This window comes from Streptomyces sp. GSL17-111, assembly GCF_037911585.1.
Lineage (GTDB): Bacteria > Actinomycetota > Actinomycetes > Streptomycetales > Streptomycetaceae > Streptomyces.
On sequence record NZ_JBAJNS010000001.1, the window covers coordinates 407,314 to 421,855 of the forward strand.

General features: G+C 77.6%; 15 protein-coding genes. 12 read left to right on the plus strand and 3 right to left on the minus strand.

All coding sequences use genetic code 11. The annotated features are described in order from the left end of the window. Window positions 1-50 precede the first annotated feature (50 nt). Window positions 51-413 carry a DUF6343 family protein gene (locus tag V6D49_RS01905; protein WP_340556509.1) on the minus strand — a complete coding sequence of 121 codons (363 nt, stop codon included), beginning with the start codon at window positions 411-413 and terminating at the stop codon, window positions 51-53. A 173-nt stretch (window positions 414-586) separates the two neighbouring features. Here V6D49_RS01905 and V6D49_RS01910 point away from each other — a divergent pair, with 173 nt between their 5' ends. Beyond that, entirely contained in the window at window positions 587-1,672 is a 1,086-nt protein-coding gene (locus V6D49_RS01910) for an NAD-dependent epimerase/dehydratase family protein (protein WP_340556511.1), read from the plus strand. 17 nt (window positions 1,673-1,689) lie between these two features. Here V6D49_RS01910 and V6D49_RS01915 read toward each other — a convergent pair whose 3' ends face one another. Together V6D49_RS01915 and V6D49_RS01920 are read right to left on the minus strand one after the other, a co-directional pair. Then, the gene (locus V6D49_RS01915; protein WP_340556512.1) at window positions 1,690-2,592 is read right to left on the minus strand and encodes a polysaccharide pyruvyl transferase family protein; all 903 of its coding nucleotides are present in this window, start codon (window positions 2,590-2,592) and stop codon (window positions 1,690-1,692) included. A 14-nt stretch (window positions 2,593-2,606) separates the two neighbouring features. Then, window positions 2,607-2,861 (minus strand): DUF6480 family protein, encoded by a 255-nt coding sequence (locus V6D49_RS01920; RefSeq protein ID WP_340556514.1) that lies wholly within the window; start codon window positions 2,859-2,861, stop codon window positions 2,607-2,609. Between the two features lie 87 nt (window positions 2,862-2,948). Here V6D49_RS01920 and V6D49_RS01925 point away from each other — a divergent pair, with 87 nt between their 5' ends. From V6D49_RS01925 to V6D49_RS01975, 11 genes are all read left to right on the plus strand, one after another. Further along, on the plus strand, window positions 2,949-3,947 hold the full coding sequence (locus V6D49_RS01925) for an NAD-dependent epimerase/dehydratase family protein (protein ID WP_340556516.1): 999 nt from the start codon (window positions 2,949-2,951) through the stop codon (window positions 3,945-3,947). A gap of 107 nt (window positions 3,948-4,054) precedes the next feature. After that, window positions 4,055-5,692 (plus strand): carbamoyltransferase family protein, encoded by a 1,638-nt coding sequence (locus V6D49_RS01930; RefSeq protein WP_340556518.1) that lies wholly within the window; start codon window positions 4,055-4,057, stop codon window positions 5,690-5,692. Continuing rightward, on the plus strand, window positions 5,689-6,747 hold the full coding sequence (locus V6D49_RS01935; RefSeq protein WP_340556519.1) for a glycosyltransferase family 2 protein: 1,059 nt from the start codon (window positions 5,689-5,691) through the stop codon (window positions 6,745-6,747). Before V6D49_RS01930 ends, V6D49_RS01935 begins: the two co-directional genes overlap by 4 nt. After that, window positions 6,744-7,280, plus strand: a complete 537-nt coding sequence (locus V6D49_RS01940; RefSeq protein WP_340556520.1) for a D-glycero-alpha-D-manno-heptose-1,7-bisphosphate 7-phosphatase — start codon at window positions 6,744-6,746, stop codon at window positions 7,278-7,280. Before V6D49_RS01935 ends, V6D49_RS01940 begins: the two co-directional genes overlap by 4 nt. Further along, entirely contained in the window at window positions 7,277-8,302 is a 1,026-nt protein-coding gene (locus tag V6D49_RS01945; protein WP_340556521.1) for a glycosyltransferase family 9 protein, read from the plus strand. Before V6D49_RS01940 ends, V6D49_RS01945 begins: the two co-directional genes overlap by 4 nt. Continuing rightward, a complete protein-coding gene (locus V6D49_RS01950; protein WP_340556522.1) occupies window positions 8,299-9,261 on the plus strand; it encodes a glycosyltransferase in 963 nt (320 codons plus the stop codon). The genes V6D49_RS01945 and V6D49_RS01950 overlap by 4 nt, the downstream gene beginning before the upstream one ends. Continuing rightward, a complete protein-coding gene (locus tag V6D49_RS01955) occupies window positions 9,258-10,478 on the plus strand; it encodes a glycosyltransferase (protein ID WP_340556523.1) in 1,221 nt (406 codons plus the stop codon). Before V6D49_RS01950 ends, V6D49_RS01955 begins: the two co-directional genes overlap by 4 nt. After that, window positions 10,475-11,080: a D-sedoheptulose-7-phosphate isomerase gene (locus tag V6D49_RS01960; protein ID WP_340556524.1), complete on the plus strand. Its 606-nt coding sequence runs from the start codon at window positions 10,475-10,477 to the stop codon at window positions 11,078-11,080. The genes V6D49_RS01955 and V6D49_RS01960 overlap by 4 nt, the downstream gene beginning before the upstream one ends. Next, window positions 11,077-12,558 carry a D-glycero-beta-D-manno-heptose 1-phosphate adenylyltransferase gene (rfaE2, locus tag V6D49_RS01965; RefSeq protein WP_340556525.1) on the plus strand — a complete coding sequence of 494 codons (1,482 nt, stop codon included), beginning with the start codon at window positions 11,077-11,079 and terminating at the stop codon, window positions 12,556-12,558. Before V6D49_RS01960 ends, rfaE2 begins: the two co-directional genes overlap by 4 nt. After that, a complete protein-coding gene (locus tag V6D49_RS01970; protein ID WP_340556526.1) occupies window positions 12,555-13,709 on the plus strand; it encodes a glycosyltransferase family 9 protein in 1,155 nt (384 codons plus the stop codon). Before rfaE2 ends, V6D49_RS01970 begins: the two co-directional genes overlap by 4 nt. Then, window positions 13,661-14,509 (plus strand): glycosyltransferase family 2 protein, encoded by an 849-nt coding sequence (locus V6D49_RS01975; protein WP_340556527.1) that lies wholly within the window; start codon window positions 13,661-13,663, stop codon window positions 14,507-14,509. Before V6D49_RS01970 ends, V6D49_RS01975 begins: the two co-directional genes overlap by 49 nt. Window positions 14,510-14,542 lie beyond the last annotated feature (33 nt).

Consider the following 14,542-nt stretch of genomic DNA (forward strand, 5'->3'; position numbering starts at 1 on the left):
TTGTGCGCCGCCGGTGGGGACGGGTGGCGCAGGCGCCGGGCGCGCCGCGCTCAGGCGTCGCCCCGGCCGCCCCGGTGCTCCCGCGCGGCGCGCCGCCGCGCCCGGCGCAGCCTGCGCTGGACGATCAGCAGGTCGACGAGCGAGAAGAGGGCCAGCAGGCTGAAGACGATGGCCACCGTGCGCAGCGAGGCGTCGGTGGGCACGTCCTGCGGGCCGGACGCCGCCGACCAGGACCAGAAGAGCAGGGCCCCGGCGATGAACAGCGGGGTGAAGAGCAGGCCGAGCAGCAGCCGCAGCCGAAGGGGGCTGCGGGCCCGCAGCGGTTCGGTGCCGGTCCGTGGCGAGACGCGGCCGAGCAGGCCCTCGCGCTCGGGGTCGGGGGCGCGGTCACGCCGGGGATCGGGTTCCTGCATGGGTCGCCTTTCGCTCTGGCGTGCGCAGTACCCGGCACCCGGAGGAGGAAACGCGCGGGGCACGGCGGAGAGCGGCGGCGTGGGGCGGCGTGGGGCGGCGGGACGGATGAGGGGCCCGTTTTCCCTCCGGCCCCGGCGGGTACCCGGCCGCTCCTGCGGCGGAAGGGGACAGCGTGAGTGGGACGGACGGACTCCGGGTGGTGGTCACGGGGGCCACGGGCAACGTGGGAACGAGCGTGCTCGCACGGCTCGCCGAGGAACCGGGCGTCGCCTCGGTCCTGGGGATCAGCCGCCGGGAACCGGGCGAGCTGCCCGGCGGCGCGCGGTGGGCGCGGGCGGATCTCGGGCGGCCGGAGGCGGAGGCCGAACTCACCGGCCTCCTCCAGGGCGCCGACGTCGTCGTCCATCTCGCGTGGCTGATCCAGCCCACGCACGCCCCCCAGGTCACATGGGAGACGAACGTCCGGGGCACCGAGCGGCTGCTGCGGGCTATGGCGGCGGCCGGCGTGCCCGCGCTGGTCTACGCGTCCTCGGTCGGCGTCTACTCCCCCAGGCCCTCGGACGATCCGGGGGCCCGGGTCGACGAGGCGTGGCCCACCCACGGCTGGCCGGAGGCCGCCTATCCGCGCGAGAAGGCGTACGTGGAGCGGCTGCTGGACACCTTCGAGCGCGACCACCCCGGCATCCGCACCGTGCGCATGCGGCCGGCTTTCATGTTCAAGCGCGAGTCCGCCATGGAGCAGCGGCGGCTGTTCGGCGGCCCGGTGGTCCCGCACGCGCTGGTGCGGCCCGAGCTGCTGCCCCTCGTCCCCGAGGTGCCGGGGCTGCGGTTCCAGGTGCTGCACACCGCCGACGCCGCCGACGCGTTCGTGCGGGCCGTCGTGCGCCCGGTGTCCGGCGCGTTCAACCTGGCCGCCGAGCCGGTGGTGGACGCCGGGGTGCTGGCCGGGCTGCTCTCGGCGCGGCCGGTGCGGGTGCCCGTGCCGCCCCTGCGGGCGGCGTTGTCCCTGGCCTGGCGGCTGCGTCTGGTGCCGTCCTCGCCCTACCTGTTCGACGCGTTCCTGCGGTTGCCACTGATGAGCACCCTGCGCGCCCGCCGGGAGCTGGAGTGGGAGCCGGGGGCGTCGGCCACCGAGACCCTGACGGAGTTCCTCGCGGCGTTCCGGCGCGGGGAGGGCATGGACTCGCCGCCGCTGCGCCCCACGCTGCCGGGCGGACGGCTTCGGGAGCTGGCGGCCCTGGTGCGCGGCCGCCCCTGAGGCATCGTCCCGACCGGTCACCCGAGGACGTCGGCGAGCTCCGAGGCGAGCCGGACGTCCTCGGCGTCACCGCGCGCGGACAGCGCGTCCCGGGCCGCGCGGGCCGCCGGGCGGCCGGGTCCGAGGCACCAGCGCCACCAGCGGTCCAGCTCGCGGCCGCAGAGGCCGTCGGCGGTGAGCAGCGCGGGCCAGTCGCACGCGCGGGCCTGGGCCGTCACCTTGGCGCCACCGGCCACGGGGTCGACGGCGAGCGCCGGCACCCCGGCGCGCAGGGCCAGCACGAGGCCGTGCAGCCGGTCGGTGACGACGACGTCGAGGCGGCCGACCAGTGACTCGAACTGCGCCGAGGTGCCGCACAGCCGCCAGTCGCCCGCCGCTAGGCGGGTGTCGAGTTCGACGCGTCCGCAGTCCTGCCGCCCCAGCCAGCCGGTGAGCTCGTCCGCCACGGCGGCGTGGCGGCGGCGCGTCCCGTACTCGCCCTGCCCGTGGGTGAGGACGACGCCGGCCACCGGCAGCGCCGTGCCGCGCGGGGCCGCCGCCGCCAGGTCGACGCGCGGCGTCCCCCCGGCCCGGTCCCGGGCGATGACCCGGTGGAAGCCGCGCACCGCCGGGTCGGCCGGGTCGATCACGGAGACGCCGACGGCGACCCGGACGCAGTGCGGGAAGCGCTCGTGCAGGTCGGCGACCTGCGGCCCGTGCAGCGGCCCGCAGACGAAGACGAGCCGGGCGTAGTCGTGCGGCACCAGGGCGTCCAGCCCCGGGCCCCCGGCGCGGAAGCCGGGGCTCCAGGCGGTGTCGTGGGCCAGGCCCCGGGCGTCGAGCAGCCGCTGCACCCGCCGCAGGGCCAGGACGTCGCCCGCCGTCACCTCTCCGTGCAGGAAGCTGAACCAGCCTGTGAGCAGTGTTTTCCGCAGGGTCATCGGGGAACTCCGGCTCAGGTCACGAAGATCCGGGCGATGAAGTACCCGGCGAAGACGACCACGATCAGCGCGACCACGATCAGCGGGCCGACGGCCCACCCCCGGCTCGGGTTGTACGTCTCCCGGGGGCCGGCTCCGGACGTCGAGCCCTCCACGGGCGGTGTCTCCAGCGGCGGCACACCGCTGCCGCCCCGCTCACCGGGGGTGGGGTGCTCACCGGCGGCGCGGCCCGGTTCCGGTTCGGGCGTCGGGAAGGTCTTGTCGCTCATGGTCCAGCGAGTGCACGCCGATCGGGAACCTACACATCGCCCAGCCGATCCGCTCCCGGGCGGACCGCACGACGGAAGGAGAGCTCGATGGCGAGGTTGCGCGACATGCGCCGGGCCGTGGTGACCGGGGGTGCCGGGTTCATCGGCTCGCACCTGTGTGAACGCCTGCTGGAGGACGGGCTGCGGGTCCTGGCCGTGGACAACCTCCTCTCCGGCGACCGGCGGAACCTCACCGCGCTGGAGGGCCGCCCCGGATTCCGGTTCCTGGAACGTGACATCTGTGCGCCCGGCGCGCTGGAGGACCTGCCCGGCGGCCCGTACGGGCTGGTGATGCACCTGGCGTGCCCGGCCTCGCCCGCCGACTACCTGCGGCTGCCGCTGGAGACGCTGGAGGCGGGCAGCAGTGGCACCCGCAACGCCCTGGAACTCGCCCGCCGCGACGGCTCCCGGCTGCTGCTGGCCTCGACGTCCGAGGTGTACGGGGACCCGCAGGAGCACCCGCAGCGCGAGACGTACTGGGGGCACGTGAACCCGGTGGGGCCGCGCAGCGTCTACGACGAGGCCAAGCGGTTCGCGGAGGCGCTGGTCACCGCGCACCGGGGCGCGCGGGGCACGGACGCCGCCATCGTGCGGATCTTCAACACCTACGGCCCGCGTATGCGGCCGGGGGACGGCCGGGCGGTGCCCACGTTCGTGCGCCAGGCGCTGGCCGGGGAGCCGCTGACCGTCGCGGGGGACGGCAGTCAGACCCGTTCCCTGTGCTACGTGGACGACACCGTGGAGGGCCTGGTGGCGCTGGCCGCCTCGGAGCTCGACGGCCCGGTGAACATCGGCGGCGACGAGGAGATCTCCATCGCCGAACTGGCGCGCCGCATCATCGCCCTGACGGGCTCGCGCTCGCACATCTCCCACATCGGCCTGCCCGACGACGACCCGGTGCGCCGGAGGCCGGACACGACGCTCGCCCGCGAAGGACTCGGCTGGGCTCCGCGGACGAGCTGGGAGCACGGTCTGAAGCGGACGGTGAGCTGGTTCGCCGAGCTGCCGGTTCCGCAGCCGCCCGCTCCCTCGCCGGCCGGGCGCTGAGCGCGCGAGCCGCTTCAGGGCGTTTGGGAGCGCTGCCGAGGGTAACCACAGTGGCCCCGAGGGCCTCGGCTGCCCCATGAGCAACGCCGACCCCGCAGGAGGTTCGCATGCGCATTCTCGGCGTCAACGCCGTCTTCCACGATCCCGCCGCAGCTCTGGTGATCGACGGGACAACTGTGGCGGCTGCGGAGGAGGAACGATTCAGCCGACGCAAGCACGGCAAGCGCCCGGTCCCGTTCTCGGCCTGGGAGATGCCGGAGCAGGCGGCGGCCTGGTGCCTGGAACACGCCGGCCTCACGCCCGAGGACCTGGACGCCGTGGCCTTCTCCTACGACCCCGCGCTCGCCCTGCCCGCCCCCGAGATGGGGCTGGACGACCCGTGGGACGCGCTGCGCCAGACCTACGCCCGTGAGGCGCCCTTCTTCCTGGCCACCGCTCTGCCCGGCCTCGACCCGGCCCTCGTGCGGTTCGTGCCGCACCACGTCGCGCATGCCGCCTCCTGCGGGATCGCCGGTCCGCACCGCGACAACGCGGTCCTCGTCCTCGACGGGCGTGGCGAGGCGTCCTCCCACCTCTCCGGCCGCTACCGCGACGGCGCCCTGGAGGTGCTGGCGGGGCAACGGCTCCCGCACTCCCTGGGCCTGGTCTACGAGGAGCTGACGGCCCACCTGGGCTTCCTGCGCTCCAGCGACGAGTACAAGGTCATGGCCCTCGCCTCCTACGGCAAACCGCGCTTCCTGCCGCAGCTGCGGGAGTGGGTGCACGGCACGGACGACGGCGGGTTCCGCGCCCACGGCATCGACTGGGCCGCGCTCGCCCCGGCCCGGCCCCCGGGCACCGAGTGGACCGAGGACCACGCCGACCTGGCCGCCAGCGCGCAGGCCTGCCTGGAGGAGACGCTGCTCGACCTGGTGCGCTGGCTGCACGCCCACGGCGGGGGCCGGCACCTGACCCTCGCGGGCGGCGTCGCGCTCAACTGCGTGGCCAACGCCCGGATCGCGGCCGAGGGCCCCTACGAGGACGTGTGGGTGCAGCCGGCCGCCGGGGACGCGGGCACCGCGCTGGGCGCGGCCCTGCACCTCGCCACCGAGCGGGGCGACCCCTGTGCCCCGATGCCCGGCGCCGACCTCGGCCGGGGCTGGAGCGAGGAGGAGCTGGCGGCCCGGCTCGCCGAGGCGGGCGTCCCCTACGACCGGCCCGAGGACATCGCCGAGGCCGCCGCGGAGGTGCTCGCGGGCAACGAGATCGTCGCGTGGTTCCAGGGACGCAGCGAGTTCGGGCCCCGGGCCCTGGGCCACCGCTCGCTGCTCGCCCATCCCGGGCGGGCGGAGAACCTGGACCGGCTCAACCGGGTCAAGGGGCGGGAGGAGTTCCGCCCGGTGGCCCCGATGGTCGCCGAGCACCGGGCCGCCGAGCTGTTCCGGGGTCAGCTGCCCAGCCCCTACATGCTGTTCACGCACGAGGTGGCGGAGGAGTGGCGGGAGCGCATCCCCGCCGTCGTCCACGTGGACGGCACCGCCCGCATCCAGACCGTCGGCGCCGACAGCGACCCCCTGACCGCGCGGCTGCTCGCGGCGTTCGAACGGCGGACCGGGCTGCCCACCGTCGTCAACACCAGCCTCAACACGGCCGGGCGGCCCATGGTCGACAGCCCGCGCGACGCGCTGGAGTGCTTCGGGTCCTCCCCGGTGGACCTGCTGGCCCTCGGACCGTTCGCGGTGCGCAGGGGGGCGGTCTTCGCATGAGCCGCCGACAGAGGTCGACGACGGCGCGGGGCGTCGCGTACGCGGTCGTGATCCCGACGGTCGGACGGCCGTGCCTGCGGGAGTGCCTGCGCGCCCTGGCCGACGCCACCGGCCCGGAGCCGGTGCGGATCGTCGTCGTGGACGACCGCCCCGGTCCCCCGCGCGGGGGCCCGGTACGCCCCGGCGCCGACCTGCCCCTGGACGCCCTCGGGCCGCTGCGCGGACGCGTGAGCGTCCTGCGGACCCGGGGACGCGGCCCGGCCGGGGCGCGCAACGCGGGTCTGCGGGCCGTCGGCGACGTGCCGTGGACGGTCTTCCTCGACGACGACGTCCGGGTCGGCCCCGACTGGCGCGAGCGGCTCCGCGCGGACCTCACCGCCGCCTCCCCCACGACCGCGGGCGTCCAGGGCGTCCTGGAGGTCCCGCTGCCGTCCGGACGCCGCCCCACCGACTGGGAGCGCAACACCGCCGGGCTGGAGACGGCGCGCTGGGCCACCGCGGACATGGCCTTCCGCACGGCGGCGCTCGCCTCGGTGAACGGCTTCGACGAACGCTTCCCCCGGGCCTTCCGCGAGGACGCCGACCTGGCACTGCGGCTCCAGGCGGCGGGCCACGACCTCACGTCGGGCACCCGCCGTACCCGGCACCCGGTGCGCCCCGCCGACCCCTGGGTGTCCGTCAAGGCGCAGCGGGGCAACGCGGACGACGCCCTGATGTGCGCCGTGCACGGCCCGGACTGGTGGCGGCGGGCCGCCGCCCCGCGCGGCCGCATCCGCCGACACGCGGCGGTCGCCGCCTGCGGGCTGGCGGCACTGGCGCTCGGCCTGTCCGGACGGCGGCGGGCGGCGGCGCTCGCGGGCACCGGCTGGCTGGTGGGGACCGCCGAGTTCGCGGGCGCCCGCATCGCGCCGGGCCCGCGCACGGCCGGGGAGATCGCGACGATGCTCGTCACGAGCGTGCTCATCCCACCGCTGGCCGTCTACCACCGGCTGGCCGGGGAGGTGCGCCACCGGGCGGCGCCCCGGCCGCCCCGGCGAGGGGAGGCACGACGATGAGCGGCGAGGCGACGCGTGTGCGCGCGGTCCTCTTCGACCGGGACGGCACCCTGGTGGCGGACGTCCCCGGCAACACCGACTGGCGCCGGGTCGAGCCCATGCCGACCGCGCGGGAGGCCCTGGAGCGGGTGCGGACCTCCGGACTGCGGACGGCGGTGGTGACCAACCAGTCGGCCCTCGGACGCGGTCAGCTGCGGTGGCCGGAACTGCGCCGCATCAACGCGCGGGTGGAGGAACTGCTCGGCCCGCTGGACGCCTGGGTCGTCTGCCCGCACGACCGCGACTTCGGCTGCCGCTGCCGCAAGCCCCGGCCCGGGCTGGTGATCGAGGCCGCCCGGCGGCTGGGCGTGCGTCCGCAGGAGTGCGCCGTCATCGGCGACATCGGCTCCGACATGGACGCCGCCCGCGCGGCCGGCGCCCTGTCCGTCCTGGTGCCCACGCCGCAGACGCTGGCCGACGAGGTGGCCGCCGCGCCGCTGGTGGCGCCCGACCTGCTCACCGCCGTCCGCGCCGTCCTGGGCGGCCGGCCGTGAGGGCACTGGTGGCCCGCGTCGACAGCTTCGGCGACGTGCTGCTGGCCGGTCCCGCCGTCCGGGCGGTGGCCGGGTCGGCGGAGCACGTGACGTTCCTGTGCGGGCCGCGCGGCGAGGCGGCGGCGCGGCTGCTGCCCGGCGTCGACGACGTCCTGGTGTGGGAGGCGCCCTGGGCGGGCCCCGAGGCGCTGCCCGTGGAGCCGGACGACATCGCCGCCGTCGTCGCCGACCTGGGCGAACGCCGCTGCGACACCGCGCTGGTGCTCGCCTCCGCCCACCAGAGCCCGCTCCCGACGGCCCTGGTGCTGCGGCTGGCCGGCGTCGCCCGCGTCGCCGCCGACAGCGTCCACTACCCCGGCGGTCTGCTGGACGTCCGCCACCGGCGCGACCCCGGCCACCACGAGGCGCGGGCGGCTCTCGCCCTCGCCGAGGCGGCCGGTTTCACCCTGCCGGAGGGCGACGACGGCGCGCTGCGGGTCCGTCCGCCCTCGGCGGCGGCCCGGGAGGCGGCCGCCCGGCTGACGGGCGACGGGCCCTACGTCGTCGTGCACCCCGGGGCCAGCGCGCCCGCCCGGTGCTGGCAGAGCGGACGGTTCACCGAGACGGCGCGGCTCCTGGCCGGCGCCGGGCACCGCGTCGTGGTGACCGGCTCCGCCGGGGAGCGCGCGCTGACGGCCGCCGTGGCCGGCGCCCACGCGGCCGACCTGGGCGGGCGCACGGACGCCCCGGTCCTCGCCGCCGTCCTGGCGGGCGCGCGGGCCGTCGTCGTCGGCAACACCGGGCCGGCCCACCTGGCCGCCGCCGTGGGGACGCCCGTCGTCTCGCTGTTCGCGCCCGTGGTCCCCGCCGCGCGGTGGGGCCCGTACCGGGTGCCGCACGTGCTGCTGGGCGACCAACTCGCCCCGTGCGCGGGGAGCCGGGCCCGGGAGTGCCCCGTGCCGGGCCACCCCTGCCTGGGCGACGTGACGGCCGTCGACGCCGTCGGAGCCGTGGACAAGCTGCTGAAGGAGAGCACCGCGTGAGGATTCTGCTGTGGCACGTGCACGGCTCGTGGACGACGTCGTTCGTGCAGGGCCCGCACACCTACCTGCTCCCCGTCCTCCCGGGCCGCGGGGAGGACGGCCGGGGCCGGGCGCGCACGTGGGACTGGCCGCCGGGAGCCGTCGAGCTGACCCCGGAACAACTGCGCGGGACGGACGTCGACCTCGTCATCCTGCAGCGCCCGCACGAGGCGGAGCTGGCGACCCGCTGGCTGGGACGCCGGCCGGGGCGGGACGTCCCGGTGGTGTACCTGGAGCACAGCACGCCGCTGCGCGACGTGCCCGACACGGTGCACCCGGCGGCGCGGATCCCGAACTGCACGCTGGTGCACGTCACCCACTTCAACCGGCTCTTCTGGGACGCCGGCCGGGCGCCGACCACCGTCATCGAGCACGGCGTGCTCGACCCCGGCCCGCTCTACACGGGCACCGAGGCCAGAGCGGCCGTCGCCATCAACGAGCCGCTGCGCCGGGGCCGCGTCACGGGGACCGACCTGCTCCCCCACTTCGCCAGCGCGGCGCCGCTGGACGTGTTCGGCATGGGCACCGACGGACTCGCCGAACACCTCGGACTGCCCGGGGAGCGGCTGCGCACCCGCGAGCTCCAGCAGCAGGAGCTGCACCGGGCGATGGCCACACGACGGCTCTACCTGCACCCGTTCCGCTGGACGTCGCTCGGCCTGGCGCTCCTGGAGGCGATGTACCTGGGCATGCCCGTGGTCGCGCTGGACACCACCGAGACGGCCGAGGCCGTCCCGCCGGGCGCGGGCGTGGTGTCCAACCGGCCGGACGTCCTCGCGGAGGCCGTGCGCACGTTCGTCGCCGAACCGGAACACGCCCGGGCGGTCGGCGCCGAGGCCCGTGCGGCGGTGAGCGCGCGCTACGGCGTCGACCGCTTCCTGGACGACTGGGACCGGCTCACGAAGGAGGTGACGCGATGAGGATCGCCATGGTGTCGGAACACGCGAGCCCGCTCGCGGTACTCGGCGGGCCCGACGCGGGAGGGCAGAACGTCTACGTGGCCCAGCTGTCGCGGGCGCTGGCACGGCGGGGCCACCAGGTCACCGTTCACACCCGCCGGGACGCGCCGGGCCTGCCCGACCGGACCGCCCTCGCCCCCGGCGTGACGGTCGAACACGTCCCGGCCGGCCCGGCCGAGCCGCTGCCGAAGGACGAGCTGTACCCGTGCATGGGGGAGTTCGGCGCCCACCTGGCCCGGTCCTGGTCCGCCGCACCGCCGGACGTGGCGCACGCCCACTTCTGGATGTCCGGGCTGGCGGCGCTGGACGGGGCGCGGCCGCACGGCGTCCCGGTGGTGCAGACGTTCCACGCGCTCGGCACCGTCAAGCGGCGGCACCAGGGCGAGCGGGACACCAGCCCCGCCCGACGCGTCGCCACCGAGCGCCGGATCGCGCTGGCGGCCGCACGGGTCCTGGCCACGTGCGGCGACGAGGTGGCGGAGCTGTCCGCCATGGGGGTGCCGCCCGGGCACACCACCGTCGTGCCCTGCGGGGTGGACACCGACGAGTTCACCCCGCGGGTCGCACCCGCCGCCGACCCGCCGCGCCGGCACCCCCACCGCCTGCTGGCGGCCGGACGGCTGGTCCCGCGCAAGGGGTTCGACGTCGCGATCCGCGCACTCGCCGCCGTCCCGGGGACCGAGCTGCTCATCGCGGGCGGACCCGACGCGGCCCTGCTGGCCGCCGACGACGAAGCGGCCCGGCTGCTGGCCGTGGCCGGGGAGCACGGCGTCGCCGACCGGGTGCGGCTGCTCGGCGCCGTGGGCCACGAACGGATGCCCTCCCTCGTCCGCAGCACCGACCTGATGCTGGCGACGCCGGCCTACGAACCCTTCGGCATCGTCCCGTTGGAGGCGATGGCGTCCGGGGTGCCGGTGGTGGCCACGGGGGTGGGCGGACAGCTCGACTCCGTGGCCGACCGGGTGACCGGGCGGCTCGTCCCGCCCGGCGACCCCGCCGCGCTGGCCGACGCCGTACGCGGGCTCCTCACCTCCGGGCAGGTCCGCGCGGCCTACGGCGCCGCCGGCCGCCGCCGGGCCCTGGACCGGTTCTCCTGGAGCCGCGTCGCCGAACGCGTGGAGCACGTGTACGCGAAGGTGACGGCAGGTCACCGCGTCCCGACGGGGGTGGTCCGATGACCTTCGCCACGACATCGGTCAGCACCCACTGCGACGAACTGCGCCACGCCCTCCTCGACCTGCGGCGCTCGGCCGACGTGGCCCAGCGCTGGGGCGAACGGCTCGCCGAGGTGCTGCACGGCGGCGGACGCCTGCTCGTCGCGGGCAACGGCGGCAGCGCCGCGCAGGCCCAGCACCTGAGCGCCGAGCTGGTGGGACGCTACCGGGAGGACCGCCCGCCGTTCTCCGCGCTGGCCCTGCACGCCGACACCTCCAGCACGACCGCGATCGCCAACGACTACGGCGTGGCCGAGGTGTTCGCCCGGCAGGTACGGGCGCACGGGCGCCCCGGCGACGTCCTCATGCTGCTCTCCACCAGCGGCGCCAGCGCCAACCTGCTCACCGCCGCCGACGCCGGACGGCAGGCCGGCCTGGCCGTCTGGGGCCTGACCGGACCGGAACCCAACCCGCTGGCCGCCGGGAGCGACGAGGCGCTGTGCGTGGCCGCCGCCACCGCCGCCACCGTGCAGGAGTGCCACCTGGTCGTGGTCCACATGGTCTGCGCGGCCTTCGACGCCGCGCTGCCCGGCCTCGCGCCCGGGCGGGACGGCGGCCCGCGATGACCGGGACGACCGCACCCCGGTCGGGGCACGCCCCACGCCACGGCGACGGAGCCGGGGCCCCCGGGACGCCCCTGGTGGTCGTCGGGGACGCGCTGCTGGACCGCGACCTGACCGGCCGGGCGGACCGGCTGGCCCCGGACGCCCCCGTCCCCGTGGTGGACGGCTGCGAGGAGCGGCTGCGGCCCGGCGGCGCCGCCCTCGCCGCCTACCTGGCGGCCCTCTCCGGACGGGAGGTGACCCTCGTGACGGCGGTGGGCGACGACGCCGCCAGCACCCGGCTGCTGGAGTTGCTCGACCCCTGGGTCACCGTCGTCCCGCTCACCCTGACCGGCACGCTCCCCGAGAAGACCCGGGTGCTCGCCGAGGGGCGGGTCATGCTGCGGCTGGACCGGGGCGACGGCCGTGCCACGGGCGTCACCCCGGCGGCGCGCCGCGCCGTCGCCGGAGCCGGGGCGCTGCTGGTGGCCGACTACGGCCGGGGCGCCGCCGAGGTGCTGCGCGGACCGCTCGCACAACGGGCGGCGCGGGTACCTCTGGTCTGGGACCCGCACCCGCGCGGCGGCCCGCCGGTGCCCGGAGCCCGGCTCGTCACCCCCACCGCCGGTGAGGCGCGGCACTTCGCGGCGCGGCTGCCGGACGCCACGGGCTCGTCGGCCGACGGCCTGGGGGCCGTCATGGACCACGCACGGGCCCTGGTCCGCGCGTGGCGGGCCGGCGCGGTCGCGGTGACGCTCGGCGCCGACGGGGCCCTGCTGTCGTTCGGCGACCATCCGCTGCTCGTCCCCGCTCCGGCCCGGCACGGCGGCGACTCCTGCGGCGCGGGCGACCGGTTCGCGGCGAGCGCCGCCGGGCTGCTGGCCGACGGCGCCCTGCCCGAGGAGGCCGTGCGGGGCGCGGTCGCGGCGGCCACCGGCTTCGTCGCGGCGGGCGGTGCCGGAGCCCTCTCGACGACCGCCTCCCCGGGCGGCCGACGGCCCTCGGCCGCGCCCCGGCCGGAGGGACCGGCTCCGGACGCCGCCGAGGAGGTGATCCGCGGCGTCCGCGCGGCGGGCGGGACGGTCGTCGCCACGGGGGGCTGCTTCGACCTGCTGCACGCCGGGCACGTGGGCCTCCTCCAGGCGGCCCGCGCCACCGGGGACTGCCTGGTCGTGTGCGTCAACTCCGACGACTCCGTGCGGCGCCGCAAGGGGCCGGGGAGGCCCATCACACCGCTGAGCGACCGGGTACGGGTGCTGCGGGCGCTCGGCTGCGTGGACGCCGTCGCCGTCTTCGACGAGGACACGCCCGAGCGGCTGCTGGACGTCCTGCGTCCGGACATCTGGGTCAAGGGCGGCGACTACGCCCGCGCGGAGCTGCCGGAGGCCCGGCTGCTCAAGGAGTGGGGCGGCGAGGTCGTCCTCCTGCCCTACCTGGACGGCCGGTCCAGCACGAGGATCGCGGCCCGGGCCGCCGTGTCGGCGGGCGGGGGGACGCCGTGAGCGACCGACCGCGTGCCCGCCCCCGACTGCTGGTCCTGCGGGCGCTCGGGCTGGGCGACCTGCTGACCGCCGTGCCCGCGCTCACCGCTCTGCGCCGCGCCCACCCGGCCCACGAGGTCGTGCTCGCCGCCCCGGCCGGGCTGCGGGAGGCCGCGCGGGCCACCGGCGTGGTGGACCGGCTGCTCCCGGCCGCCGCGCCGGGCCGGGCCGTGCCCCCGACGCTGACCTGGGAGGGACGCCCCCCGGAGCTCGCGGTCGACCTGCACGGCACCGGCCCGGAGAGCCAGGACCTGCTGCGGACCGTGCGGCCCGCGCGGCTGCTCGCCTACGCCGCGCCCGACGGGCCGCCCCCGGCCGTGGCGGAGCACGAGCGGGAGCGCTGGTGCCGGCTGCTGCGGTGGCACGGTGTGCCCGCCGACGCCGACGAGGTCCGGCTTCCCCGCCCGACCGGGCCGAGCCCCGCGCCCGGCGCCGTCGTCCTGCACCCGGGCGCCGCCGCCGGCTCGCGGTGCTGGCCGCCCGAGCGGTTCGCGGAGGTCGCCGCCGCCGTGCGTGCGGCCGGCCGCCCGGTGGTGGTCACGGCGGGGCCGGGCGAGGAGCGGCTGGCGGCCCGGGTGGCCGTGCTCGCGGGGCTGCCGGACGACACCGTCCGGAGCGGCATGCCCTTCGACGTCCTGTCCGCGCTGGTCGCCGGGGCGGGGGCCGTGGTCAGCGGGGACACCGGGGTCGCCCATCTGGCGGTCGCGCACGGCACCGCCTCGGTCACGCTGTTCGGTCCGGTGCCGCCGTCCGAGTGGGGGCCGCCGGCCCGGGCCCGGCACCGCGTGCTGTGGCACCCCGGCCCGAGGGGCGACCCGCACGGGGACCGTCCCGACCCGCTGCTGCTCCGCGTCCGGCCCGCCGAGGTCCTCGCGGCGCTCACGGCGCTCACGGCGCACGGCCCCCTGGACGCCCCGGAGGAACCGCCCGACGACCCACAGGAGATGGCATGCCCGGCCGCCGTTCCCGGCCCCCCGCGCACCGACGTGCCCACGCGTCCGACGACGTCCGGGGACGCGACGTCGGCGAGGCGGTCGCCGGGCCCACCGGCGCCCGGGTCGGCGTGGCCATCGCCACCCGTGACCGGGCGGACCGCCTCGCCGGGACGCTGACCCGGCTGAGCGCCCTGCCCGAGCGCCCGGCCATCGTGGTCGCCGACAACGCCTCGACGGACGGGACCCGCGCGCTGGTCGCCGAGCACTTCCCGCACGTGCGGCTCCTGGCGCTGCCGCGCAACCACGCGGCCGTCGCCCGCAACCTGGCGGTCGCCGTGCTGGACACGCCCGTGGTCGCCTTCAGCGACGACGACTCCTGGTGGGAGCCGGGCGCCCTGGCGCTCGCCGTCGAACTGCTGCGCGACCACCCCCGCCTCGGGCTCCTCGCCGCCGCGACCCGCGTCGGCGCGGAGGGTGCCGAGGATCCGCTCAACGCGGTGCTGGCCCGCTCACCGCTCGGCCGTCCCCCCGACCTCCCGGGCCCCTCGGTGCTGGGCTTCCTCGGCTGTGCCGCCGTGGCCCGCCGCTCGGCGTTCCTCGACGCGGGCGGCTACCACCCGATGCTCGGCATCGGGGGCGAGGAGGCCCTGCTCGCCTACGACCTGTCGGCACGCGGCTGGGGCGTGGCGTACTGCCCCGAGGTGGTCGCCCGGCACGACCCGGACGACGGCCCGCGGCCGGAACGCCGCACGGTGGTACGCCGCAACGAGGTGCTCACCTGCTGGCTGCGCCGTCCGCTGCCCGTCGCCGCCGGACGTACCGCGCGGCTGGCCCGCCGGGCGCGGCGCGACCCGGAGGCGGCCCGCGCGCTGCGAGGCGTGTTGAGCGGGCTACCCGCCGCTCTGCGGCTGCGCGATCCGCTGCCGCCGTGGACGGAGAACGCCGTCCGCCGCCTGGAGGCGGGGGACGCGCGGTGACGGCCGGGTCGACATCCGCATCGGAAACGCAGT

Coding starts and splice junctions, on each gene's coding strand:
- V6D49_RS01905 (WP_340556509.1), bottom strand. CDS start 413: ATGCAGGAACCCGATCCCCGGCGTGACCGCGCCCCCGACCCCGAGCGC.
- V6D49_RS01915 (WP_340556512.1), bottom strand. CDS start 2,592: ATGACCCTGCGGAAAACACTGCTCACAGGCTGGTTCAGCTTCCTGCAC.
- V6D49_RS01920 (WP_340556514.1), bottom strand. CDS start 2,861: ATGAGCGACAAGACCTTCCCGACGCCCGAACCGGAACCGGGCCGCGCC.
- V6D49_RS01925 (WP_340556516.1), top strand. CDS start 2,949: ATGGCGAGGTTGCGCGACATGCGCCGGGCCGTGGTGACCGGGGGTGCC.
- V6D49_RS01930 (WP_340556518.1), top strand. CDS start 4,055: ATGCGCATTCTCGGCGTCAACGCCGTCTTCCACGATCCCGCCGCAGCT.
- V6D49_RS01935 (WP_340556519.1), top strand. CDS start 5,689: ATGAGCCGCCGACAGAGGTCGACGACGGCGCGGGGCGTCGCGTACGCG.
- V6D49_RS01940 (WP_340556520.1), top strand. CDS start 6,744: ATGAGCGGCGAGGCGACGCGTGTGCGCGCGGTCCTCTTCGACCGGGAC.
- V6D49_RS01955 (WP_340556523.1), top strand. CDS start 9,258: ATGAGGATCGCCATGGTGTCGGAACACGCGAGCCCGCTCGCGGTACTC.
- V6D49_RS01960 (WP_340556524.1), top strand. CDS start 10,475: ATGACCTTCGCCACGACATCGGTCAGCACCCACTGCGACGAACTGCGC.
- rfaE2 (WP_340556525.1), top strand. CDS start 11,077: ATGACCGGGACGACCGCACCCCGGTCGGGGCACGCCCCACGCCACGGC.